The organism is uncultured Pedobacter sp. (genome assembly GCF_913776295.1).
Lineage (GTDB): Bacteria > Bacteroidota > Bacteroidia > Sphingobacteriales > Sphingobacteriaceae > Pedobacter.
This window is the reverse complement of record NZ_CAJYOJ010000016.1, coordinates 1-25606: the sequence shown is the minus strand read 5'-3', so window position 1 is coordinate 25606 and position 25606 is coordinate 1. Positions and strand designations below refer to the sequence as shown.

The 25606-nt window shown below is 38.9% G+C and carries 27 protein-coding genes; 11 read left to right on the top strand and 16 right to left on the bottom strand.

The annotated features are described in order from the left end of the window. The first annotated feature begins 67 nt into the window (after positions 1-67). The 8 genes from leuC (at position 68) to QZ738_RS03480 (ending at position 8451) form a co-directional block, all read left to right on the top strand. On the top strand, positions 68-1480 hold the full coding sequence (gene leuC / locus QZ738_RS03515; protein WP_293784646.1) for a 3-isopropylmalate dehydratase large subunit: 1413 nt from the start codon (positions 68-70) through the stop codon (positions 1478-1480). A 117-nt stretch (positions 1481-1597) separates the two neighbouring features. After that, the gene (locus QZ738_RS03510; protein ID WP_293784643.1) at positions 1598-1900 is read left to right on the top strand and encodes an antibiotic biosynthesis monooxygenase; all 303 of its coding nucleotides are present in this window, start codon (positions 1598-1600) and stop codon (positions 1898-1900) included. A gap of 119 nt (positions 1901-2019) precedes the next feature. Then, positions 2020-2604, top strand: coding sequence for a 3-isopropylmalate dehydratase small subunit (gene leuD, locus QZ738_RS03505; protein WP_293784640.1), 585 nt, complete (start codon positions 2020-2022; stop codon positions 2602-2604). Beyond that, positions 2604-4067, top strand: a complete 1464-nt coding sequence (locus QZ738_RS03500) for an ATP-binding cassette domain-containing protein (RefSeq protein WP_293784637.1) — start codon at positions 2604-2606, stop codon at positions 4065-4067. Before leuD ends, QZ738_RS03500 begins: the two co-directional genes overlap by 1 nt. 108 nt (positions 4068-4175) lie before the next feature. After that, complete coding sequence (gene leuB / locus QZ738_RS03495; protein ID WP_293784634.1) at positions 4176-5267, top strand: 3-isopropylmalate dehydrogenase; 1092 nt, start codon at positions 4176-4178, stop codon at positions 5265-5267. 10 nt (positions 5268-5277) lie between these two features. After that, positions 5278-6438: a 2-isopropylmalate synthase gene (locus tag QZ738_RS03490; RefSeq protein WP_293784631.1), complete on the top strand. Its 1161-nt coding sequence runs from the start codon at positions 5278-5280 to the stop codon at positions 6436-6438. A gap of 255 nt (positions 6439-6693) precedes the next feature. Further along, a complete protein-coding gene (gene ilvA, locus QZ738_RS03485; RefSeq protein ID WP_293784628.1) occupies positions 6694-7944 on the top strand; it encodes a threonine ammonia-lyase IlvA in 1251 nt (416 codons plus the stop codon). 150 nt (positions 7945-8094) lie between these two features. Next, positions 8095-8451 carry a cupin domain-containing protein gene (locus QZ738_RS03480; protein WP_367268557.1) on the top strand — a complete coding sequence of 119 codons (357 nt, stop codon included), beginning with the start codon at positions 8095-8097 and terminating at the stop codon, positions 8449-8451. A 70-nt stretch (positions 8452-8521) separates the two neighbouring features. Here the strand turns inward: QZ738_RS03480 and QZ738_RS03475 are convergent, their stop codons facing one another. Beyond that, complete coding sequence (locus QZ738_RS03475; RefSeq protein WP_293784625.1) at positions 8522-9082, bottom strand: DUF4230 domain-containing protein; 561 nt, start codon at positions 9080-9082, stop codon at positions 8522-8524. Between the two features lie 134 nt (positions 9083-9216). Between QZ738_RS03475 and QZ738_RS03470 the strand changes: the two genes are divergently transcribed. Then, the gene (locus QZ738_RS03470) at positions 9217-9627 is read left to right on the top strand and encodes a hypothetical protein (protein ID WP_293784622.1); all 411 of its coding nucleotides are present in this window, start codon (positions 9217-9219) and stop codon (positions 9625-9627) included. 129 nt (positions 9628-9756) lie between these two features. Here the strand turns inward: QZ738_RS03470 and QZ738_RS03465 are convergent, their stop codons facing one another. Further along, complete coding sequence (locus QZ738_RS03465; RefSeq protein ID WP_293784619.1) at positions 9757-10749, bottom strand: ABC transporter ATP-binding protein; 993 nt, start codon at positions 10747-10749, stop codon at positions 9757-9759. Between the two features lie 170 nt (positions 10750-10919). Here QZ738_RS03465 and QZ738_RS03460 point away from each other — a divergent pair, with 170 nt between their 5' ends. Further along, the gene (locus tag QZ738_RS03460; protein WP_293784616.1) at positions 10920-11198 is read left to right on the top strand and encodes a DUF6364 family protein; all 279 of its coding nucleotides are present in this window, start codon (positions 10920-10922) and stop codon (positions 11196-11198) included. Further along, positions 11185-11604 (top strand): PIN domain-containing protein, encoded by a 420-nt coding sequence (locus tag QZ738_RS03455; protein ID WP_293784613.1) that lies wholly within the window; start codon positions 11185-11187, stop codon positions 11602-11604. The genes QZ738_RS03460 and QZ738_RS03455 overlap by 14 nt, the downstream gene beginning before the upstream one ends. Positions 11605-11725: 121 nt before the next feature. Here QZ738_RS03455 and QZ738_RS03450 read toward each other — a convergent pair whose 3' ends face one another. The 14 genes from QZ738_RS03450 to hemC form a co-directional block, all read right to left on the bottom strand. Next, positions 11726-12511: an outer membrane beta-barrel protein gene (locus QZ738_RS03450; protein WP_293784610.1), complete on the bottom strand. Its 786-nt coding sequence runs from the start codon at positions 12509-12511 to the stop codon at positions 11726-11728. Positions 12512-12620: 109 nt separating this feature from the next. Beyond that, positions 12621-13373: a hypothetical protein gene (locus tag QZ738_RS03445; protein WP_293784607.1), complete on the bottom strand. Its 753-nt coding sequence runs from the start codon at positions 13371-13373 to the stop codon at positions 12621-12623. Then, positions 13354-13923 carry an RNA polymerase sigma factor gene (locus QZ738_RS03440; RefSeq protein WP_090984941.1) on the bottom strand — a complete coding sequence of 190 codons (570 nt, stop codon included), beginning with the start codon at positions 13921-13923 and terminating at the stop codon, positions 13354-13356. The genes QZ738_RS03445 and QZ738_RS03440 overlap by 20 nt, the downstream gene beginning before the upstream one ends. Before the next feature lie 436 nt (positions 13924-14359). Then, on the bottom strand, positions 14360-15517 hold the full coding sequence (locus QZ738_RS03435; RefSeq protein WP_293784604.1) for a hypothetical protein: 1158 nt from the start codon (positions 15515-15517) through the stop codon (positions 14360-14362). 208 nt (positions 15518-15725) lie between these two features. Continuing rightward, a complete protein-coding gene (locus QZ738_RS03430; protein WP_265850736.1) occupies positions 15726-16280 on the bottom strand; it encodes a CopD family protein in 555 nt (184 codons plus the stop codon). Then, the gene (locus QZ738_RS03425) at positions 16277-17005 is read right to left on the bottom strand and encodes a hypothetical protein (RefSeq protein WP_293784601.1); all 729 of its coding nucleotides are present in this window, start codon (positions 17003-17005) and stop codon (positions 16277-16279) included. Before QZ738_RS03425 ends, QZ738_RS03430 begins: the two co-directional genes overlap by 4 nt. 17 nt (positions 17006-17022) lie before the next feature. Then, positions 17023-17256 carry a hypothetical protein gene (locus QZ738_RS03420; protein WP_293784598.1) on the bottom strand — a complete coding sequence of 78 codons (234 nt, stop codon included), beginning with the start codon at positions 17254-17256 and terminating at the stop codon, positions 17023-17025. A 45-nt stretch (positions 17257-17301) separates the two neighbouring features. Beyond that, entirely contained in the window at positions 17302-18327 is a 1026-nt protein-coding gene (gene hemE, locus QZ738_RS03415; RefSeq protein WP_293784595.1) for a uroporphyrinogen decarboxylase, read from the bottom strand. 208 nt (positions 18328-18535) lie between these two features. Beyond that, complete coding sequence (locus QZ738_RS03410) at positions 18536-19051, bottom strand: hypothetical protein (protein ID WP_293784592.1); 516 nt, start codon at positions 19049-19051, stop codon at positions 18536-18538. After that, a complete protein-coding gene (locus tag QZ738_RS03405) occupies positions 19051-19755 on the bottom strand; it encodes a response regulator transcription factor (protein ID WP_039477978.1) in 705 nt (234 codons plus the stop codon). The genes QZ738_RS03410 and QZ738_RS03405 overlap by 1 nt, the downstream gene beginning before the upstream one ends. Positions 19756-19763: 8 nt before the next feature. Continuing rightward, on the bottom strand, positions 19764-20630 hold the full coding sequence (locus tag QZ738_RS03400) for an ATP-binding protein (protein WP_293784589.1): 867 nt from the start codon (positions 20628-20630) through the stop codon (positions 19764-19766). A 217-nt stretch (positions 20631-20847) separates the two neighbouring features. Continuing rightward, positions 20848-22218: a glutamate-1-semialdehyde 2,1-aminomutase gene (hemL, locus tag QZ738_RS03395; RefSeq protein WP_293784586.1), complete on the bottom strand. Its 1371-nt coding sequence runs from the start codon at positions 22216-22218 to the stop codon at positions 20848-20850. A gap of 172 nt (positions 22219-22390) precedes the next feature. After that, positions 22391-23359 carry a porphobilinogen synthase gene (gene hemB / locus QZ738_RS03390; RefSeq protein ID WP_293784583.1) on the bottom strand — a complete coding sequence of 323 codons (969 nt, stop codon included), beginning with the start codon at positions 23357-23359 and terminating at the stop codon, positions 22391-22393. A 225-nt stretch (positions 23360-23584) separates the two neighbouring features. Beyond that, entirely contained in the window at positions 23585-25165 is a 1581-nt protein-coding gene (gene hemC, locus QZ738_RS03385; RefSeq protein WP_293784580.1) for a hydroxymethylbilane synthase, read from the bottom strand. Positions 25166-25606: the final 441 nt, after the last annotated feature.

The window sequence follows — 25606 nt, the reverse complement described above, 5'->3', positions numbered from 1 at the left end:
CTTTTGGATGGTTAGAAAATATATTTATAAACTTTAAATTCCTCCTTTTAGGGGGATAGGGGGTAAAATGTCAAAAACATTAGTAGAAAAAATTTGGGATGCTCACGTTGTAAAAAGTGAAGAAGGATTTCCCGATATTTTATACATTGATACACACTTAATACATGAGGTAACCTCTCCGCAGGCATTTGATGGCTTGCGCAAAAGAGGTTTACCTGTTTTCCGTCCGAAACAGACGGTAGCCACTGCCGATCATAACGTGCCTACGTTAAATCAATTACTGCCAATTAAAGAAGAGCTTTCGCGCTATCAGGTAGATATGCTCACTAAAAACTGTGCAGAATTCGGGATAGAACTATATGGATTAGGCCACCCTTTTCAGGGAATTGTGCACGTTATCGGTCCTGAATTAGGCATTACTTTACCAGGCAAAACCATGGTTTGTGGCGATAGTCATACTTCTACTCACGGTGCTTTCGGTGCCATTGCTTTCGGTATCGGCACCTCGCAGGTAGAGCAGGTTTTCGCAACGCAATGTTTATTGCAATCGAAACCAAAAACCATGAAAATTGAGGTAAATGGCGAACTTGGAAAAGGTGTTGGCGCAAAAGACATTATTCTATACATCATTGCACAGATTTCTGCTGCTGGTGGCACCGGTTATTTCATCGAATATGCAGGTTCGGCAATCGAATCGTTAAGCATGGAAGCCCGCATGACCATCTGTAATATGAGTATCGAAATGGGCGCACGTGGTGGATTAATTGCACCAGACCAAACCACTTTCGATTACATTAAAGGAAGGGAATTTGCTCCTGCTGGCGAAGAGTGGGATAAAGCTTTAGCCTATTGGAAAACTTTGTACAGCGATGCTGATGCAAAATTTGATAGCTTGTTAACTTTCAACGCTGCAGATATTGCCCCGATGATTACTTATGGTACCAACCCAGGTATGGGAATGGGTATCCAGGAGCATATTCCGGCAACCGCAGCGCAACCGGAAACCGAAAAAGTATCTTACAAAAAAGCATTGGATTATATGGGTTTTGACGACGATTCATCATTGATCGGAAAACCTGTTGATTATGTTTTCATCGGAAGCTGTACCAACTCCCGCATAGAAGATTTACGTGAAGTTGCCCAATTTGTTAAAGATAAACGCAAAGCAGATAATGTTAACGTTTGGATTGTTCCAGGATCTAAACAGGTAGAGCAACAGGCTAAAAACGAAGGTTTGGATAAGATTTTCGAAGCCGCTGGCTTCCAATTGCGCGAACCTGGATGCAGTGCCTGCTTAGGTATGAACGAAGATAAAATACCGGCAGGTAAATACTGTGTATCTACATCAAACAGAAATTTTGAAGGTAGACAAGGGCAAAATGCACGTACTTTATTAGCCAGTCCGCTTACAGCTGCAGCTGCAGCCGTAACCGGAAAAATTACCGATGTAAGGGAAATGCTTGAAGAGGTAGAAGGTTAAAAAGGCTGAGGGTTTAAGGCTAAAAACCCATAGTAAAAATCGTCATTGCGAGGCACGAAGCCTGCCGGCTGCTGGCAGGCAATCTTAATGCTGTAGCAATGGCAAAAAAATTAAATTATGGTTTTAGAAGTTGCCATATTAAATGTAAAAGCCGGGTTATCGGCTGATTTTGAAAAGGCTTTTAGTGAAGCACAAAAAATCATTTCCTCAATGGAGGGTTACATTTCACACCAACTTCAGAAATGTATGGAGGTAGAAAATAAATATATCCTGCTGGTAAACTGGAAAACGCTGGAGGCACATACCGACGGTTTCAGGGGATCGGCAGCCTACCAGGATTGGAAAAAGTTACTACATCACTTTTACGATCCTTTTCCAACAGTTGAACACTTTACCAAGGTAGAAGGTAGTAAGGCTTAAGGTGGAAAGTAAACACATGAGTTATAAAATTACTACCATTAAGCAAAAGGCTTAAGATAAAAGATAAAAGCGGAATTTAAGTCTCGCTACTTAATACTCCCTACTTGATACTAATTGACATGAAAAAATTCACAAAATTAACATCGGCAGTAGTGCCTTTAAATATAGAAAACATTGATACCGACCAGATTATCCCTGCAAGGTTTCTAAAAGCGACTACCCGCGAAGGTTTCGGTGAAAACCTGTTCCGCGATTGGCGTTATAATGGTGACAATGCCCCAAAACCAGAATTTGTAATGAACAATCCTACCTATGGCGGAAAAGTTTTAGTTGCAGGAAAAAACTTTGGTTGCGGCAGTAGTCGTGAGCACGCCGCATGGGCTATTCAGGATGCAGGCTTTGATGCCGTCATCAGCAGCTTTTTTGCTGATATTTTTAAAGGCAATGCTCTGAACAACGGATTATTACCTATCCAGGTAAGCGATGATTTCTTGGCGCAAATTTTTCAGGCGGTGGATAGCAATCCAAAATCGGCTTTGGAAGTTGATCTGGAAAATCAAACCGTTACCATTGTAGAAACTGGTGAAAAAGAATCTTTCGATATCAATCCTTACAAAAAATCATGCCTTATAAATGGCTACGATGATATTGATTTCATCTTAAACCAAAAACAATTAATTGAAGAATTTGAACAAGCCCGATAATGGATAAGCCATTCGTTTACATACATGATTTAAATTTAGGCTACCGCAACAAAGCGGTGCTAAAGGATTTGTATTGGGAAATGAATATTGGTGAAAGCTATGCAATCGGAGGCGAAAGCGGGACCGGAAAAACAGCTTTGGCAAAAGCCATTGCCGGCCTGGTTCCCTATCAGGGAAACATAGAAATTAATTTTGACGGGCAACGTAAACTTCCTCAGGAAGTACTTTATGTGGACAGCTGGTACCAGTTCAAAAATTTAGAAGGTGTAGCCAATTTTTATTATCAGCAAAGATATACCAGTTTACAGGCTAATGATACTTTAACCGTTCATGCAGAACTGGTGAATTATGGTAAAGAAAAAGGGCTGCATTTGGATCAGGTCGAACCCATTTTAGAAGCGCTGGGTTTTGCAACATTTGCCGGTTCACAGCTAATTGAATTATCCAGCGGCGAACACAAAAAACTGCAATTGGTTAAAGCACTTTGGTTAAAACCACAGCTGTTGATTATCGATCAACCTTACACAGGTTTGGATACTGCTTCGCGTAAAAACCTGAACGTTTTATTGGATCAGGTAGCTAAAGAAGGCGTTCAATTAATATTAATTAGTAATGATGCCGAATTGCCGGGCTCTGTTCAGTCATTTGCAGAAATAACGGATGGAAAATTGGTTAAAGTAGCTGCTTTAGCAAGTTCTACTACTGAAATCCGCTTAAGAGAAATACCGGATTTTTTAAAAGAATCGCCCCTTTACAGCACCAGCGATATGGTGAAAATGGTGAATGTAAACATCAGCTATGGCGAAAAACAGGTATTAAAAAACGTTAACTGGGAAATCAAAGCAGGAGAAAAATGGCTTCTACAAGGCCACAATGGTTCAGGAAAATCAACCTTATTAAGTCTGATCAATGGCGATCACCCACAGTCTTACGCCAATGAACTTTATTTATTCGGCAACCGACGCGGAAGCGGCGAAAGTATTTGGGACATTAAACAGCATATCGGTTTAATATCTCCCGAATTCCATTGGTATTTCGATCCTACGGCTACCGTTTGGCAAAGCGTCGCCTCTGGTTTTTACGACACTGTTGGTTTATTTCAACATTTGCCATATACCAAAAGTACACAGGTTGATGAACTCCTGGCTTATTTTGGCCTGACTGAAAATAAAAATGAATTGCTAAGCACGCTTCCACTTGGTAAACAGCGATTGGTACTGTTAGCGCGTACCATTATAAAAAACCCGGAACTGCTAATTCTGGATGAACCCTGCCAGGGCTTAGACCAACAGCAGACCAAATATTTTAACCAATTGGTTGATGAATTGTGCAGCAATGGGATGACCTTAATTTACGTCGGCCATTTTGAATCGCAGCTGCCAACCTGCATAGAAAAAAGAATATTGTTAGAAAAAGGCGAGGTGAAAGTCGTCGAAAGTTTAAATACAGAAATATTAAGCTGATGCAAGCTTAGCCACGGAAACACGGTGAACACGGAGACGAAATTTCTGTAGTTTGCGTGCCTCCGGGCAACCGATAAGCAAACTGCAAAGGCAAAAGAGGAGTCAATAATGAAGAAGAACATTTTAGTAATACCTGGAGATGGTATCGGCCCTGAGGTCACGACTTGGGGAAAAGCAGCATTAGAAAAAATTGCCGAAATTTTTGGGCATGAATTTAACTTCGAAGAAGCTTTAATGGGCCATGCGGCGATTGAAGTTACCGGCGAACCCCTGCCAGACGAAACTTTGGAAAAAGCAAGGCAAAGCGATGCGATCCTTTTTGGTGCAATTGGGCATGCCAAATATGACAACGATCCAAGTTTAAAAGTCAGACCAGAACAAGGACTTTTAAAAATCCGTAAAGAACTGGGATTATTTGCCAATCTCCGCCCAATATTACTATTTGATGAACTTCTTCAGGCATCGAGCATTAAACCCGAAATTTTAAGGGGAACCGATATTCTGTTTTTCCGTGAGTTAACAGGTGACGTTTATTTTGGTGAGAAAACACGTTCAGAAGACCGGAACACCGCTTCAGACCTGATGATTTATCACCGCTATGAAGTAGAACGCATCGCCCATAAAGCTTATCAGGCTGCACAACAACGTAACAAACGTTTGTGTTCGGTAGATAAAGCCAATGTTCTTGAAAGCTCACGCTTATGGCGCGAAACCGTTCAGGAAATTGCTAAACAATATCCTGACGTAGAAACAGAACACATGTTTATCGATAATGCGGCCATGCAGCTGATCAAAAATCCGAAAAAGTTCGATGTGGTATTAACCGCCAACTTATTTGGCGATATTTTAACGGACGAAGCTTCCCAGATTGCAGGTTCGATGGGGATGCTGGCTTCGGCTTCAGTTGGAGAAAGCACTGGTTTCTTTGAGCCGATCCATGGTTCTGCCCACGATATTGCCGGTAAAGATGTAGCCAATCCGCTAGCCTCTATCCTGTCGGCAGCACTGATGCTGGAAATTGGATTCGGACTAAAGGAAGAAGCGAAATTATTGGTTGACACGATCGACCAGGTATTAAAAGAAGGCTTTAGAACCCATGATATTGCCGACCAAAGCACTAACCGTTTTAAAGTTTTGGGTACCGCCGAAATGGGAAAACTGGTATTGAAATTCTTATCACAAAAATTAATCAACTCCTAAACCAAAGATTATGATTCACGACCCTAACAAAGTTTATATTTTCGACACCACCTTACGTGATGGTGAGCAGGTTCCAGGCTGCCAGTTAGATACAAACCAAAAAATAGAAATCGCAAAATCACTTGAGCTTTTAGGTGTTGATGTGATTGAAGCAGGTTTTCCAGTATCCAGCCCCGGAGATTTTAACAGCGTAATCGAATTATCAAAAGCAGTAACCAATCCGGTTATCTGTGCCTTAACACGTGCCAATAAAAATGATATCGATGTTGCCGCAGATGCCTTACGCCATGCCAAGAGACCGCGTATCCACACCGGGATCGGCTCATCTGATTTTCACATCAAACATAAATTTAACAGCACCCGCGAGGATATTTTAGCCCGTGCGGTTGAAGCCGTAAAATACGCTAAAAAATATGTAGAAGATGTTGAGTTTTACGCAGAAGATGCCGGCCGTGCAGATATTGAGTTTTTAGCAAAGATGGTTGAAGCGGTTATTGCTGCAGGAGCCACCGTGGTAAACATTCCCGACACCAATGGTTATTGCCTGCCAGACCAATACGGTTCAAAAATCCTTTTCTTAAAAGAAAATGTAAAAAACATCGATAATGCCATTATCTCGGTTCACTGCCACAACGATTTGGGCCTGGCTACCGCCAACTCGATTGCTGGTTTACAAAACGGTGCCCGCCAGGTAGAATGTACCATTAACGGTATTGGCGAACGTGCAGGTAACACCTCGATGGAAGAAGTGGTTATGATCCTAAAAACACACAAAGTATTGGGTTTAAATACCAGCATCGATGCTACCCAGTTTTATGACATCAGCCATACGGTAAGAAACCAGATGAATATGCCGGTACAGCCAAACAAAGCTATTGTTGGCGCCAATGCTTTTTCGCACAGTTCTGGCATCCACCAGGATGGTTTCTTAAAAAACCGCGAAAACTACGAAATTATTAAACCGGAAGATGTCGGTTTTCCTGATGCAACCATTGTTTTGACAGCGAGAAGCGGTCGCCATGCCTTAAAACACCATTTAGAGCGTTTAGGTCATAAATTAGAAAAAGAACACTTGGATATTGTTTACAAACAGTTCTTGGTTTTAGCCGATAGCAAACAAGGCATTAACGATACTGATCTGAACCAACTGGTTGCGCTGCACTTAGCGTAGTTAAGGTGAAAGCAGAAAGTCCAAAGACTAAAACTGAGAACCAAGATGCATTGCTTCTGCATTAGAGGCCGGGAAAGGGTTTATGTTTAAAACACAGACCTTGCCTCTCTAAACCTGATTGGAATGAACATGTAGCGCAGCGAAATAAAATGTAAAGCAGGACTGCTGCAACCGATGGAATACCGGAGCCTGCTTTGCAAAAAATAAGAGAATATTAGTCTTAATACTCAATTCTCTATACTTGATACTATAAAAATGAACACGACAACACCACATACATTAGATTTTAAATCTGCATCAGAAAGGCTCAAAAGCGTGGTAAAACGTACCCCACTTGAGTTTAATGCCGGACTTTCTTCTCACTACAATGCCAATATTTATTTAAAAAGAGAAGATCTGCAGATTGTACGCTCTTACAAACTGCGTGGTGCTTACAATAAAATCAGTTCGCTGCCTCAGGAATTGTTAGTGAATGGAGTGGTTTGTGCAAGTGCCGGAAACCATGCGCAGGGTGTGGCTTACTCTTGCAAAAAATTAGGTATTAAAGGTGTAATATTTATGCCGGAAATTACCCCTAAACAAAAAGTAAAGCAGACTTATATGTTCGGTGGCGAAAACGTGGAAGTAGTTTTGGTTGGCGATACTTTTGACGATTGTTTAAAAGAAGCCTTGGCTTATAGCGCCGAAAAATCGGCTACTTTTATTCCGCCTTTCGATGATGAAAAAGTAATTGAAGGTCAAGCTACTGTAGGCGTAGAAATTTTTGAAGATCTGCCAGATTTAGATATGGTAGTAATGCCTGTTGGCGGTGGCGGTCTGGCCTCGGGCGTGAGTGCTTACCTGAAAACTGTAAAACCCGATGTAAAATTGGTAGGTGTTGAGCCACTGGGTGCACCATCGATGGTTACAGCCATGGAACATGGTGGCCCTTATACTTTAGATGAGATAGACCGTTTTGTGGATGGGGCAGCTGTAAAAAGGATTGGCCATATCACTTACGAATATTGTAAGGAACTGCTGGATCAGATGCATTTAATCCCTGAAGGAAAAATCTGTACTACCATTCTGAAACTATATAATGAGGATGCCATTGTGGTAGAACCTGCCGGCGCACTATCTATCGCCGCATTAGATCAGCTTAAAGACCAGATTGCGGGCAAGACGGTGGTTTGTGTGGTTAGTGGCGGAAACAACGATATAGAACGGATGCAGGAGATTAAAGAGAAGTCTTTACTTTTCGAGGGTTTAAAACATTACTTTATTGTTCGTTTCCCACAAAGACCAGGTGCTTTAAAATTATTTGTGAATGAAGTTTTAGGACCACAGGATGATATTACCCGTTTCGAGTTTATTAAAAAAACCAACAGGGAAAATGGTCCGGCGTTGGTGGGCATTGAGCTTTCGAACAAAAACGATTATGCCAGTTTATTACAGCGTATGAAAGATTTTAAATTCGAAATTATCGAGCTAAATCAGGATCAGACTTTGTTTGAATATTTGGTTTAATGTTTTACCGTATAGATATTTCCGTCATTTCGAGCGGAGTGCAACGAAGTTGAGAACCACGTAAGTGCTCAGCGAAGCTAAATCTATCGAGCATAGATCTCTCCATTCCACTGCGTTCCAGTCGAGATGACGATTTTTTTAACGCAAAATATGAAAATGGATTTCAAAGATTTAACCAATAGAACCCTAATTTCTGATCATGATATCAGCTGGGAAGATTTAGGGGCTGGCGTTAGACGGAAAATCATGGCTTACGATGACAACCTGATGTTGGTTAAAGTAGCATTTGAGAAAGACGCCATTGGTACCATTCACAATCACCCGCATTTACAGATGAGTTATGTGGCAAAAGGCAGTTTCGAAGTAAGTATGGGTGATGATAAAAAGGTCTTGAACGAGGGTGATGTTTTTTTTGCACCATCAAACATCTTTCACGGCGTGATTTGCCTTGAAGCTGGATTATTGATTGATATTTTTAATCCGCATAGGGAAGATTTTTTGAAATAAGACGGAGGTCGGGAGTCGGAAAGTCCGAGGTTGGGTGCAACCCTAAACCCTAAACCTTCCGCCTTTTACCTTATTCAAAGGTGAACCTCACATTCTTGTAGCCCAACCCTTCAATAATGGGCTTAAGCACGGTAGTCGCATTTGTTTTCGTCTGCTCTAAAATGCTCGATTTTTTTACTTCAGCAGTAATTTGTCTTTCGGCGGCTTTGTATGCTTCATCTACCAGACTGGCCTCACGGAAAAATGCCATTTTTGTATCGTAAACACGAGAGTTTTTATGGTCAATTTTTACATAACAGATTTCGGGCTGTGGTAAATTTACTACAGCAGTGTCGGCATCAATGCCAATATCTTCTTTGGCAATTTTAGTGAGATCGATACAACCTACCGCTTCGGCCTTTATGATCAATAAAACACTGGCTTCGGGTAAAAAATCTGTTTTATTTTTGTGTTCCAAAACATCGCTGATCTGGTACCTGACCAGCTCCAGTTTACCTATAGCCTCAATTTTCTCTACCAAGAGCTGATGTTTGCTTTCTACTGTCGTATTGATACTGAACTTTTTGGAAATAAAAAAGTAAGCGGCAACCAACAGGATTAACCAGGGCAAGAGGCGAAAAAAGATCTTCATATTTTGTAAATAATGCAAATTTATAACGGGTATCTGTTGCTAGCTGTACAATAATTAATCCATAAATTGGGTATTGTATTTTTTGGCAGCAGATTTGTAATAGCAAAATCACACACAAATAAAAACTAATCAACATGAAAAAATTTACCATCTTAATGCTTTGCATTGCCACACTAGGTCTGGCTTCGTGCAAAAAAGAAACCATCGTTCAACCAAGCAATGCTATTTTAACTGTAGTTAAAGATATATCAACAAATGCATGGGTTTTAAGTAATGATGGAAAAACATTCTCTGCAGATATTTCTGTTCCGGAAATTGATCAATATCACATTGATAATGAAGGAACTTTGGTTTACATCTCCTATAATGGCGGAGCGAGTTACATCGCACTACCTTTTGTTTATAATGTAGATGCCTATAGTTATGAGGTATATAAAGGTGGTGTTTCCATCGATGTTCAAAGTTCAGATTATCAAGCAACAACCCCGATAAAACCTGCTTCAACAGTGAGAATTAAAATAGTTTTGGTAGGGAACGATCTGTAAATAAGACTAAAATCAAAAAGCGACTATTGTTAAATTGAACATAGTCGCTTTTTGATTTCTAACTCTAATCTGAAAAAATTAAAATTATAGTTAGAACTTTCATAATAAAGGCAAAAGTTATAATTACAGTTAAAACTCTAAGTACCTACTCACATTTAACTGAACATGGTCATTTTTTTGATGCTCTCCCCTGTTTAGCTGGATTGCACGGATATTAACACCATCTCTTTCCAGTAACAGTTCATCATAGAAACCTTTATAGTACACATCTTTTACTTCAAAACGCATACTACCCGGGCTATTACCGATTTCAGCCCACTCAGGATAAAAAACCACATAATCTTTTTGTGTTTTCAATCCTATTTTTCCGGCTTCATCTCGTGCTAAGACTACAGCATTACCTAAAATTTGTGCCGTATAAATGTGTTTTGGCTGCTGGTAAATTTCAGCTGGTTTTCCTGTCTGCAACAATTCTCCATTACGTAGAATCAATAATTGATCGGCTAAAAATAAGCCATCGGCAGGGTCGTGCGATACCAATATCACCGTTACACCGGTTTCTGAAGCAATACGTTTAATGTCGGCCCGAAGCTGGTTTTTAAGCAAAGCATCAACCTGGCTAAAAGGTTCATCTAAAAGCAAAACCTGCGTATCGGCAACCATGGCTTTAGCGATGGCTACACGCTGCTGCTCACCTCCGCTCAATTCAATGATTTTCTTATTCTGGAGATGGGAAATCCGAAGATGTTCCATCATGGCCGAAGTTTTTTCGGCTTTGGTTTTCAGGTCGGTATTGGATAATTGGGAGGCAATATTATCGTACACTTTCGCATAAATATTAAGCGAAAAATCCTGCGTAACCATTTTCATCTGCTTATGGCCGGGAATCAACTGCTCATCTGGTCCTTTAACACGCTTATCTTCGAAATAGATTTCGCCTTCATCGGTTTTTAACAAACCATAAATGGATTTTAACAAGGTGGATTTTCCGCTTCCGCTCTCGCCAATGATGGCCACTACATCACCTCTATTGATGTTGAAACTTACATTTTTAATTCCTCCGGCCTGTTCTGCCTGATATTGCTTGGTTAAATTTTTAACACTGATTAGGATATTGCTCACCGGATAAAGATAAGAAAAAGGTGGAGGGTTTTAAGGCTGAAGGTAAAAGGTTAAAGCAGAAAGACTAAAGCTGAAAGCAAATTACACGTGTATTATATTTTATCTTTGCACGTATAACGATATGTTTATATATTTATATCATCATATAGAGACATCAATTATTAAGTAATATGAACACCAAATTAACATTGACTATAGATAAGTCTGTTATTAAGCAGGCAAAGGCTTATGCAGAACAGCAGGGAAGAAGTTTGTCTGCAGTGGTAGAAAATTATTTAAAAGCTGTAATCAAAAAGGAAGAAGTCGCGAGCAAAGATGATGAGCTCCCACCTATAGTTAAATCATTAAAAGGTGCATTTAAAATGTCTCCAGATTTTGACTATGAAGAAGAATTAAATAAAATCAGAGAAGAGCGATATCAAAAATACATAAATAATGAAAATCAATAATGTATTCATAGATTCAGATATCATTCTTGACTATTTTCTTGATAGAAAACCTTTTTCTGACGATTCATCAAAGGTTTTAGCATTGTGTGAGATTGGAAAACTAAAAGGTTTTATAACCGGGATCGCTATTGCTAATATATATTATTTATTAAGGAAAGAGCATAGTCCTAAATCGATATTATATGGCATAAAGGATTTATTAAAATTTTTGGATGTAATAATTGTAAACAAAGAAGTTATCTTACAATCCATCGATTCAGAATTTTCTGATTTTGAAGATGGGCTGCAAAACTTTGCTGCCGAAAAGGATGGCTTAATCAGTACCATAATTACCAGAAATATTAAAGATTATAAAAAGAGTAAATTAAGTGTTCTAACTCCTGAAATGTTTCTAAAAACATTATAGAACAAAAAATCCTGTTCCGCCTAACCGAAACAGGATCTGTTTATTTGTGTGTTAACCTCTCTGTCCTTCGGACATCTCTCCTAAAAGGAGAGACTTGATTAGTCTATTAAATTGGTAGGGGCTAATTTAACCCGAAAGTAACCCCGAAGCTCATATTTTTTAAACCAGCTTGTTGTGGCGTGATAAACATATCGTTGAAATAATATTTGGTAAACAAACCTAAGCCTCCATAACCAAACCTAACGGTACCTCCGTAACGAACCGATTGAAAGTGGTAGTTATCATATTGTTTCTCTTTACCGCGTTCTTCGCTGATCTGTTTAATTTTTCCGTTTAATAAAAAGCTAACCTCCGGACCTAATACCAGATAAAACCTTTTGCCGTTTTTGTTTTCTGCAGTACGGAATTCAAAATTTAAAGGAATGTGCACATAGCTGCTCGAGAAACGGTTTTTAGAGAAATGTATAGGAGATTGATCTGTGTAAACAAATTCGTTCGTGTTTTTAGCAATGGTAATATCTTTTCTCAAACGGATCAAAGTCCAGTCAAACCCTCCAGCTACATAAACCTTAAAGTTTGAATTAAAACGGTATCCAAATTGCAAAACATCGAAAGAGAATGTACTGGTTTTGCCGCCTTTATAATCCAGAAAATCGTTATTTGGCGATAAATTAAAGCTGCCATTATCAATTAACCTGGAAAAACCCAAGTCTACCCTCGTAAAGGTGATACCTCCTACAAAACGACCTTTTTTAACTGAATCTGCAGCTTTGGTTTTAATGATAATACCATGTCCCTCACTATAATCCGTTTTCTTTTTGGTACTATCTTGTTGTGCAAAAGCACGAGGAGCCATAACACCGGCAAGTCCGCTTACCAAAAGTGTTGTATAAATTAGACGTTTCATATCTGTGTGTTTTATATTGTTAAATGTTGAAAGGTTTAAATGTTGTGATTTTTTGTATTTGTAACTGCTAAATGAAAATTGTAAACTGAAAACTCCCAACTGATAACCGCTATTTCTTCCGTTTACCGAACTTAAAAGGCCCGATATTGATTGATGAAAGGGAAGAATCATCATCATCGGTACGAAACTGGATCAGCTTATCTTTTCTTTTATCCATTTTGTTAACGATCAGGTTGACCACATCGCCCACATTACGGATGCCTTTATTACTCTGTTCGTTATCATTAACAGGCTCATCCATTTTAACCGGCGTTGCAATAGCCGCAGTTATCACTTCTTCTTTTGGTTGTAGAATCGCCTCTTCGATTTTCGTTTTGATATCTTTCTTAGGCTCCTCAACTTTAGCTATAATCGTTTCCTGTTTTAGCATTTCAGGTGCAGTAATAACGCTTTTCTTTTCTTTTAATACCGTAGGTTTTATTTCCTTTTTAACATCTGTTTTGGCAACAACGCTAAAGGCTTTAGGTTTAACTGGTAAAACCGGCTTAATATTTTCAACTATTTTAACTGCCGTATCCCGGGCAATTGGTTTTTTCACCTCTGGTTTAGCTTTTTCAATTACATTATTTGCTAATTGTTTACCCTGATTGGTTGTATTTTGTTGTTGATAAAGCAAAATTCCGATCGTGGCGACCAATAATATCGCTGCAGCCGACAACCAATATACAGGTATGATTCTTCTTTTCTTCGGTGCGATTTCGCTCTCTATATTGTTCCACAAATCTCTTGAAGGTACCACTTCTGCATCAGCAAAAGCATCCTTAAACAACTGATCAAAATCCTTATCCCGTATAGGTTGCATAACCAAATCCCTCCATTTTTATAATTTCTTCTTTTAATATTGCTCTTGCTCTCGACAATTGCGATTTACTCGCCCCTTCCGAGATGCCTAATGTTTCGCCAATCTCCTTATGAGAGTAACCTTCAATTACATACATGTTAAAAACCATCCGGTAACCATCAGCCAGTTTTTGTATTACTTTCATCAGGTCTTGCATACCTAAACGGCTAAAATCAAAACCGGTTGAAGGTTGCTCATAAGCTTCATCTATTTCCACAACATTTAAGCTGCGTAAATTTTTACGATAACTTTCTATAGCCGTGTTCACCATTACCCGCCTAATCCAGCCTTCAAAAGAACCCTCACCCCTATATTCCTTTATTTTCTGAAAAACTTTAATGTAGCCCATCTGCAATACATCTTCAGCTTCCATCCTATCTTTGGCGTAGCGCATACAAACGGCTAACATCTTCGATGCCGTTTGCTTATAAAGCAGCTCTTGCATCTTCCGGTCGCCAGCTTTGCAGCCTTCCATCAAATCGTTTATTGTATAGCTTCGCGTCAATTTCATTGTGTGTTTGTATAGAGAAGATGGCAGATTACAAACAATGGTTGCATACTAGGAGAAAAAAAAGTTAAAAAAGTTAAATTATTACATAGATAATTGATTATCAATGTGTTAAAACACGTGTTTTTCAGAAAAGATATGGTTTCTGATTTGGAAAGCAAAGACAGCACCAATTTTGAAGTGTTAGTCCCGCTATTTGCTTCAAAGCCTTGGCTCGTTCCTCACCTTCGTGTTTTCCGCTGCTATCGCCCTCCTGCACGGGCAGGGGTTTAGGAACCAAAGGCAATGCTTAAAAAGAACAAATCCCTTAGCTTTTTAAAACTATGGGTTTGATATGGATGAATTTCAACCCTACACCCTAAACCTTACACCCTCAACCTTCTACCTTACACCCTCAACCTTCTACCCCTCTACCTTTTTACCCTCAACCTTCTACCCTCTACCTTCCCTCCTTTTTCGCCTTAAATAATTTAAAATCCTGTTTATAGGTGATGAAAAACGAATGGTTAAACTGAAGTTGTTTGTCGGTATGATCTAAATCGATATGAGGTTCAAAACGCACATCAAGGTACAAATGCGGAATCAATTCTTTTTGGTAAGCATAACGTAGCGAAACTATGTTTCTGGAACTTTGCTTTAAACCCGGACTGTATAAATTATTGGAAACTGACTCGTATAGCGGCATCCCTTTAATCGAAATAAAGTTATTGCCTTTCCAGTAAGAGGCCACTAAACTTCCCCATTTACTTTCTACTCCGGCATTTAGCCACAAACCAAAACCGCCCTGATAGGCCCTTCTTTTATCAGGAGAGAAATCTTTGTAAACAGCAATATAGTTATCTGTATATACCTGTTTAACATTGGCATTAATATCTTTATGCAATTTTATACCCGTTGCACCATTAAACATAGTGGTAATCGGGATTTCTTTCAGCACATCAATCTGTCCACCCTGATGGAAAGCCAAAAATTGTGCGGGAATGCTCAACTTCCAGTCATCATTTCTGATCAAAAAACTCTCGGTAGATAATCCACCTATAATTTCTTCTTTAGCCGGGTCACCTTTATAGATCATTTTCTGCCAGGCAATCCAGGCATCTAAAGTAAACTTCTTACGCTCAACCAATAACTGTGTACCATATTCAATTGGTGTAGTTAGAATCCTTTCGAAATCGTACAAAGGTTCGATGTATTTATGCTGGATATTCCCTTCTAAACTACCAAAAATTAAGGTGAGGTTACGCTTATGGTATTTTACACTAAATAATGGTTTGGCATCAGAAATTCCGTTCCGTCCAAAATCTTTCCTGATAAAAGCACCCGCTGTGATGGCCAGATTTGGATGTGCGTAATATACCATTTGAGGCTGTAACTGTGTACCATATAAAGTATAGCCATCATGAAAATCGTTGGTATACTCGTAATTACGAACATAATTTAAATTATAGAAGTTAAAGTGAACCTCGTTGGTTAAACTGCTATCCGGACGGATCCTGTTTTCGAAGGCGGATTGATTAAACTGTGCCGAAGCAAAATAAGAACTAAATAGAAAAATTATCAACAGTAGGGACTTTTTCAGGTCCGGGGTTATAAACATGAGCTTGGATTTTATCGTCCAAATTTAGAATAGTTTTTTATTAAAGTATCAAGTAAGGCGTATCAAGTATCGAGAAGTTAACAAGTTTACGCAAAGGCAACAAAGTTATATTCTAGTAGTCAAGTATGAAGATGTGCGTATCAAGTATCGAGATAAAGGTTTGTCTTGCTACCCGATACTTATCATTTGATACAAATAGATCTTTAGTCTACTTCCTCAAGCGATAATTCTTGTACAGTTTAACAGCAATCATAATAGCCATCGCAACGCCCATAATACCAATTAAACCATAAATCCAGTTGATGGCGCTTTTAAGGATTACCACAAATACAATGGCAATCATAAAAATGGTGGCCAGCTCACGCCACAACCTCAATTGAAAGCTAGTTAGCTTGTATTGATTATTTTTAAGCTGTTTAACAATATTTTGGCAGATGAAATGATAGATGAGTAAGCCAACTACAAAGCCCAGCTTAACCCACATCCAATCGGCCTGAAGCAATCCTGAATTTAAAGTCAGCATGGATGCACCCGCCAAAACCGAAATAATCATGGCTGGTGTAGCAATGATTTTCCATAAAGTAGCTTCCATTTTAACAAACTGTTTTTGGAGGATACTTTTTTCAGGTTCCGGTTTGTCGTTTGCTTCCGTATGGTAAATAAAAAGACTTAAAATATAGAATAACCCAGCCATCCAGCTGATCACAAATACGATATGCACAGCAAGGAAGTAATGGTAATATGGTAGTAGGGTTTCTATCATTTTTTGATTTTATCCAAAATATACTTATCAATCCAATTTGGGATATTGGTAATCTTTAAGTCTAATATCCCATCAAAAATTTCCCCAACATAATTATGTTTACTACCAGAATTATCCCAAAGAAAAGTTTGATCTACCTTTTTAATCATCTCTATCAGTAAGTCCATCGTCAAAAAGTAGCGTTTCTCAATTTTTTCACTGTCAACCAAATGTCCCCCTTTTAAAACCCTGTCTTTTACACGTTCCACATTCATTTTTGGGGTTTGTGTACCCGTAAAATAAAGATAAACATTGTAATTGTTTTGATGGGCAAAATCTATAAGATCCAATTTTGAAGGGTGAGAAAATACCGTTTCGAAACTAAATGATTTTTTATTCTTAATTAACTCATGGCGAATAAAATCAGCAATGATAGCAAAGTGATAAGAATTGTAAAATGATAGATCTGATAAATTTTTGACTATAACATTTTCGCGTATAACGAGATTCCAACTTTTAATATCAAAACCCGCTTTTATAAAGAGACCATTTTGAAAACAAAACAATTCAAATTCTTCATTGATAATATCAATTTCGAAATCGGATAAGTTTATAAAGTTTTTCTTTTTAAACTCTTCTTCCAATAAATCAGCATTAACGAAAATTCTTGTAGAAAAATAACTTGACCTTATAGAATCAAACAATGTTGTTTTACCCGAGCCGTTTGGTCCAGCAAAAATTCTCAATTTAGGCTTTCGAGGCATTAAAAAAGCTTAATTCTTTTTGCAGAAACTTTTCTTCTTTTAAAATTACCTTCAGCTATTTTAACTGTTTCTCCGTTATTAAACGTCCTGTATATCCCATCGGATTTCACTTCGGTTCTACCCAAATTTAAAGCATCAACAACTCTTAATACATCTTCCATTTTCTTATTAACTGCCTTAATTAATTGCTTAATTGGCACTTTATCCTCGTCTTCTAATGATTTAACAGTCATAATATTTGAGTTATAAAGCTAATATACGAAAATCAAATGATTTGATTAATACCTAAACTCCTTCACTACCTCAATGGCATACTTTACATGATCGAAAGGGATATCAGGCATAATACCATGACCCAAATTAAAAATAAAACCTTCGGTACCGCGCATACGTTCGAACAATTTATGAATCTGCGCTTTTATTACAGCTTTATCAGCATACAATATATGTGGATCCAAATTCCCCTGAACGGCAATACCTGCTGGTAAGGCATTTTTAATATTCAATAAATCAGCATTCCAGTCAACCGAAATTACATCAGGTTTAGCTTCGGCCATAATCGGGGCAAAAACCGAACTTCCTTTACAAAAAGAAATTACCGGAATATCTTTTCTATTTAAATTAGCGATAATCTCCTGAATGTAACGGTGAGAAAACTCCTGATAATCGTTCCACGATAAGGCCAGTGCCCAGCTATCAAAAATCTGAACCGCATTAACACCAGCAGCAATCTGAAGGTTCAGATAACCTGCTGTTACTTTCGCAATTTTAGCCAGAAGTTGGTGCGCCAGTTCTGGTTGGTTATGGATAAAGAGTTTGGTTAATTTAAAATCTTTAGAAGAACCTCCCTCAATTAAATAACTCATTACAGTAAAAGGTGCACCAGCAAAGCCGATTAAAGGAATATTTCCAGCTAAACGTTGTTGGATCACCTTAATTGCATCAGCAACATACTGCAGTTTGTCTAAACAATCAATATTCAGGTTTTCAACATCCTGGGCCGTACGCACAGGGTTTGCAAATTTAGGACCAACACCTTGAGTAAAACTTAAATCGCCACCCATTGCCTCTCCTGTTACCAAAATATCAGAGAACAAAATTGCGGCATCAATATCCAGTAGGTCAACAGGCAACATGGTTACATCTGCTGCAATCTCGGGAGTTTTACACATCTCCAAGAAAGAGTATTTGTTTTTAATTTCCCAATATTGTGGCATAAAACGACCTGCCTGACGCATCATCCAAATAGGCGGGCGTTCGGTTTGTTTTGAAAATGCTGCGTCTAAAAATAAATTATTCTTCATGATTTGTATTTGGTAGCTCACTACGCGTCATGCTGAATTTATTTCAGCATCTTTTTTTATTTAGATTCTGAACTAAATCCGATAGCTATCGGATCAGGGATGACGGGTTGCCTGATTTGTAATTTTGCAAAGGTATAAATAAAAAAAAAACGAAGTACCTTTTTATTCCTAAAGCGGTGCTTCGTTGTTCAAAATGACAATATGAGTATTATATTTTGCTTATTTCCTTTTCAATTTTAGCAATAATATCTTTCGAACGTTGGGTTTCGGCAAGTTCTTTGGCTTTTTTGGCATAAGCTTCTGCTCTTTCTCGATCTTTTTTCCGCAACGCGAGATTAGCCAGATGGATCAATACATACGATTTTTGATTCTTACCTCCTACCGGAAAACGGCTGGCCAGCTGAAAATGATATTCAGCCTTATCATAATTTTCCTCTTTCAGGGCCATATTGCCTTGCATAAATTCGTAATAACCCCTGCGGCTTTTGGCTAAACGCTCTGGTTGTGTTACCTCTGCCAGCAAGGCTTTGGCTTTTCCAAAATCGTTATTTTTAAAATGTTTCGAAGCCATCAAAACCGAACCGTGCCTAAAGTGGCTCCAAACCACAAAAGCCAATAACAGCCCAGCAAGAGCCGCAAGCTGATATTGATTGTAAAAAACACAAACCAACCCGGCAAGCAAAAAAACAGCCATTAAAGCATACCTGCCCTTATTATTGTACATTAATGACTATCAGTAAATTTGTAGCCTACACCACGGATGGAATGGAAATAAACCGGATTTTTTTGATCTGGCTCGAAATATTTACGGAACGTTAAAATAAAGTTGTCGATAGTTCTGGTTGAAGGGTAAACATCGTAATTCCAAACCGTTTCTAGAATCTGCTCTCTTGAAACCGCATCGTTTTTACGCTCGATCAATAGTTTCAACAACATGGTTTCCTTTTTGGTTAACGGCGTAATGGTACCATCATCATGTTTTAATTCAAAAGAGTTAAAGTAAATGGTTTTATCACCTATTTTGTAAGAATTCAGTTCTTTCAGATCGTCAGATTTTAAACTGCGTTTAACCAGAATACCAACACGAAGGATTAATTCTTCCAAATTGAATGGTTTAACCAAATAATCGTCAGCCCCTTTTTTCAAACCTAAAACACGGTCTTCAGAAGTGTTTTTTGCGGTTAAAAACATAATCGGAACTTCTGCATTTTCTAAACGAATGGTTTCACAAACTTGAAAACCATCCATTTCAGGCAGCATTACATCTAAAACGATCAGATTAAAGCGTTCTTCTTTAAAAACTTTAAGAGCAGTTTTGCCATCTTTAACGGCGTGCACTTTATAACCCTCCAGTTCGAGGTTTAATTTAATGGCATCTAACAAGTGATCCTCGTCTTCTACCAATAGAATTCTTAATTTTTGTGACATAATTGAGATTAACTAAATGTTACTTCAAAAATACTTCCCTGAGGCAAATTGTCTTTTACTGTAATATCTGCATCATGGTATTGTAAAACCTCTTTCACAATAAACAAGCCTAAACCTGTTCCTTTCGCTTTTCTGACATTCTCGTTACCAACGCGGTAAAACTTGTCAAATATCAACATTTTTTCGGCATCTGAAATACCTGGTCCCTTATCAATTACGCTCAGCTGAATATGGCCGTCAACTTTGTTTAAATGCACATTTATCTCATCACACGGACTTGAATATTTAACTGCATTCTCTATTAAATTGGTTACCACTGACGATAAGGCAAATTTGTCACCCATAAGCTGCAAATTTGGCTGAATATGGGCGTTGATCAATTGTTCATTGCCACAGGAATGGACCTGAAGCCGATCAGTAATTTTATAAACCAGTTCCGAGAAATTAAACTCCTCCTTTGGAAAAGTATAGGAGCGGTTTTCGATCTTCGTGGCCAATAACATATTTTCGACGAGATCATCCAGGCGCTCAATATCTTTCAGGGAGTTGTTTAACAATGAAATTTGACGTGCTTTATCTAAATCTCTTTTAACAATGGTTTGGATGGAAAGTTTTATAGCCGCTAGAGGAGATTTCAACTCATGCGTTATCGACATTAAAAAGTTCTGCTGCTGTTCACGTAATTTATCTTCTCGTTTCAACGATTGATGCAGGAAATAACCACCAAAACAAAGCAAAAATAAAAATACCGAACCCTCCCCCATAATCATCGTCATACGGCTCGGCTGTAAACGCACCACTAAGGTACCCCACGAAATGAGCTGAACCAGTGCATAAAGCAATAATGCGTAAAATATGATAATAGACTTCTTCATTTCTTTTTTGTTGATAACACAGATGATTTGATTACACAGATTATTTTGCTTGTTCGTCATTGCGAGAAGGCTTTTTCAGCCGACAAAGCAATCTTACAACGATCGCTACCAGCGTGCGCATTAACATTGCTTCGTTCCTCGCAATGACGAACTTTTTTCCCATGGTTCGTGTCCCCACGAACAATCATAGCGTTACATTTCGGTATTTAAATACCTATTATTTCTTAAAAACCAAATCCAATGCTTCAAAAATAGCTCTTTTCGCTTTTTCCAATTCAATCTTGGTGTGTGCTGAAGATACGAAACCAACTTCATATCCCGATGGCCCCAAATAAATTCCTCTATTTAACAACTCACGGTGCATCACTTTAAATTTCTCCATGCTGCCGGCATCAATATCATCAGCCGATTGGATTTTATCTTTATCGGTAAAGGCAAACCAGAAGATCGAGCCAATGGTAAATACTTTAAACTTATAGTTACGTGCGGTTGCAAAACGCTGAATACTCGCTACAAATTCCTGCGCTTTATTGTTTAAATCTTTATAAAAGCCCGATCTGCTTAACTCGGTTAAGGTAGCAATACCTGCTGCCATAGCCACTGGATTACCTGATAAGGTTCCGGCCTGGTAAACGCCACCATCAGGAGAAATATGTGCCATAATTTCGGCACGGGCACCATACATGCCAACAGGTAAGCCCCCTCCAATAATTTTTCCGTAGGTAACAATATCAGGTGTAATGCCGTAATGTGCAGCAGCACCTTCAAAACCAACCCTGAATCCGGTAATTACTTCATCGAAGATTAAAAGTGAACCATTATCGGTACAGATCTTCCGCAAGAAGTGAATGTATTCTTCATCCTGCATAATTAAGCCGTTATTCGCGGGAATACCTTCTATAATTACCGCAGCAATCTGATCTTTAAATTGGGTAAATGCCTGCTCAATTGCCGCTTTATCATTCAGTGGAACCACAATGGTTTCTTCGGCAAAAGACTTAGGCACACCTGCAGAAGAAGTTTCGCCAAAGGTAACCAAACCAGAACCTGCTTTAACCAAAAGCGAATCGCTGTGACCATGATAACAGCCTTCAAATTTTAAAATCTTATCGCGACCGGTAAATCCGCGTGCTAAACGAATGGCCGACATTACGGCTTCAGTACCGGAACTGGTAAAGCGAATTTTTTCCACAAAACGGTTGTTCCTGATAATCAGCTCTGCCAGTTCGTTTTCCAAAGCTGTTGGCGCGCCAAAGCTCATCCCATTCTGCATCACTTCGGCAACTTTCTCCCGGATTTTAGGGTTGTTATGCCCCAAAATCAGCGGCCCCCAGCTACCACAGAAATCGATAAACTGATTACCATCGGCATCCCAGATATAACAGCCATCGCCTTTTTCGATAAACAATGGCGTACCATAAACAGACTTGAAAGCTCTTACAGGTGAATTTACGCCACCAGGGAAATACGTTTTTGATTTTTCATACAATTCAGCAGATTTTGCCCTCGAAATATCAGGTTTACTACCCGTATTTACCGGAATATCGGCTTCATTGCCTGCAAACATTTTTTTTAATGAATCTAACATCTTTTTAAGGTTAAAGGTTAGAAGGTAGAAGGTGTAAGGCATAAGGTGCATAACCCTCAACCCTTAAAACTCTATCTTATACCCTGAATTATTAAGATTAAAAACTAAATAGGCAGAAAATAACAGATTTTGGACACATAACCCCCAACCTTAAAACCTTCTGCCATCTACCTTAGAGCCAGTTGTTATTTAAAATATCTTTAATATGGTAAGTAGTAATAATACTAGAGCCAGCTCTTGCGAAAGCATGCATGGTTTCCATCACCACTTTTTGCTCATCAATCCAGCCTCGCTCGGCTGCAGCTTTTACCATCGAGTATTCACCAGATACGTTGTAAACTGCTATTGGTAAATTGGTATCTTGTTTTAACCGCTGTATGATATCAAGATAGGCCAGGCCTGGTTTTACCATTAAAACATCAGCTCCCTCCTGCTCGTCTAAAGCTGCTTCCCGTAAAGCCTCTAAAGGGTTTCTAAAATCCATCTGATAGGCTTTGCGATCACCTTTGCTTGGCGCGCAATCGGCAGCCTCTCTAAAAGGACCATAATATGCCGAAGCAAACTTTGTGGCGTGGCTCATAATGGCTGCATTTACAAAACCGTTTTCATCCAGAAGATTACGCATGGCTTCAATCCGTCCGTCCATCATGTCTGATGGCGCAAACATATCGGCACCAGCTTCGGCATGGGTGAGTGCCATTTTTGCGATTACTTCAACTGTTTTATCGTTCTGAACATAATCATTTTCTAAAATACCGCAGTGACCGTGAGTGGTATAAGAACATACGCATACATCAGTGATTACATATAAATCATCACCAAACTGCTTTTTTAATTCGCGTACCGCTACCGGCACTAAGGAATGATCATGGTAAGCCGATTTGGCATCTGCTGATTTCTCATCACCAACACCGAAAAGCATGATTTTGTTGAGTCCCTTTTTCATTCCGGCTTCCACATCTTTAACCAAGGTATCAACCGAATAATGGTTTACACCAGGCATGGCATCAATGGCATGGGTCACATTGCTGCCCGGCACCACAAAATAGGGGTACACAAACATATCTTTTGATAACCGTGTTTCGGCTACCATCTCTCTCACTAACGGATTTTTCCGTAATCTTCGCGGACGATTTAACATTTTTTTATCAAGTATTTAGTATCAGGATTTGAAGCATCGAGATTTTAGTATCGAGTATCAAGATCTGAATATCTTTTAATTTTTTCCTTATGAGGTGATTATATCGGTTTTTGGATTTGACATTTAGTAGTAAGATTATAGTATCGCGTATCAAGACTTAATTATTTACATCTTAAACCTTCCACCCTCAACCTTTTAACCCTACACCTTAAACCTTTCCACCCTCTACCTCATCTCTATTCCGAACACGGCTTCTGCCAATCCAATTTCATCAGGAGAATATGGCAAAGCATATTTCACACCCATTTCATCAAACTTCTTACCGGTAGAGTTTCCTATGGCAATTACCTGCTGACCTGGTTCCAATAAATTATCTGCGAAATACGCATCCACATTTGATGGACTGGTAAAAATGAGCACATCGGCATAACTCTGATCTATATCTTCTTCTATTACGGTCTCGTAGATGGGCAGATCAATTACTTTGGCATCAGCTGGCAGTGACTTCTGAATAGATTGCAAAGAATCCTGTGCTCTCGGAAATAATATCTGCTGACCGCCAACCAGTTTTGCAAAATCTTCTGCAACTTCTGTAATATCTCCACTCTCCCCAACAAAATCAGCAATATGCCCAAATTTACGCAAGGCATCTTCCGAACCTCTGCCCACAACACCAAATTTGGTTTTCTTTGGTAATACTGGTTTTAAATTGAAAAAATATTCAACACTGTTTCGGCTACTGAAGAAAACCCAGTCTACATGCTTCAAAATAAACTGATCCAATACCGTTACGATCGGGAAGGTACGGATTAGCGAACGCCCTTCTATTTCGATATTGTTGTTTTCTAATGCCCGACGGAAGTAACTGTGTTCGCCGATTTCGCGTGAGATAAACACCTTAGCCGGTTTTTTTCTATCTTTATTAAACTTCTCAACAATTTTTTCTGCCAAACCTTCGGTGCTTTCCGTGCGCAAAAACAAGCGTTCAGGAAAATGATCGGCAGTTTCGGCCTTTGAAGTCCAGATTTCAAATTTCCCGTTTTCCTTTTTACAATAACAGCCTAAAGGCATGTGGCAGCCACCCTCGAAAAGATTTAAGACCTTACGTTCTACCGTTACGGTTTCGGCTGTTTCAGGATCATGTAATTTTTGGAGTGCCTCAAAAAGTTCGGTATCATTTTCCCTGATTTGAATAGCCAAAGCACCCTGGGCAGGTGCAGGGATAAACTCAGTGGTTTCCAATTCTTCCACATGCAGATCGGTCACATCCAGGTTTAAGCGTTTAACCCCGGCTTTTGCAATCAAAATGGCATCATAATCTTCATCACGGAGCCTTTGGATCCGCGTAGGTACATTTCCGCGTAAATCTTCAATCTCCAAATCCGGACGTAAGCCTAACAACTGAGCTTTGCGACGGTTAGAGGAAGTTCCCACCATCGCACCCTTTTTTAACGACAGTTTCTGCGTAACATCTACGCAGTCTTTTAAAATCAATAGATATTCACTGGCTTCTTCTCGCGGTGGTAAAGCAGCAATGGTCAATCCTGCGGGATGCGTGGTAGGTAAATCTTTAAGGCAATGCACAGCAAGATCAATTGTTCCGCCCAAAAGCTCTTCTTCCAGTTCTTTGGTAAAAAAACCTTTGCCTTCCAGTTTGTCTAATCTTAAGTTCAGGATTTTATCCCCCTGAGTTTTAATGATTTTGATTTCTGCATCAATTCCGATGGCGGCCAGTTCATCTTTGATATGTTTTGCCTGCCATAAAGCCAGGTCGCTACCGCGTGTTCCAATGGTTAATTTCTTCACTATTAAGATTAAATGAGCTACAAATTTAATTTAAATAGTGGTTTATACCATGAATTGTTTAAAAATGAGACAGTGAGGTTACAGAAAGGAGAATTTAAAGGATTTCTGTGACATTAAGTCTTTCTTTATTATCATTCTGAGCGCAGCGAAGAATCTGTCTGCAAACATGTTTCCATATTATGGAAAAGATCCTTCATTTCATTCAGGATGACAAAAAAAGGAATATCCGTGGTGTAAGATGTTACCATCTTAAACTTACTAAATGCTGCAAACAAAAAAATCAGATGTGAACACCTGACTTCGCAATCTATCTGTTGTCATTCTGAGGGATAATTTATTGGATAAAAATCAATATGAATGACGTATACATTTCTTTTTTTGCCCCAGGGCTAAGCCTTGCCTCGGCTCGCCGCCGCCGAAGGGCTCTTTCTTTTTGATGTC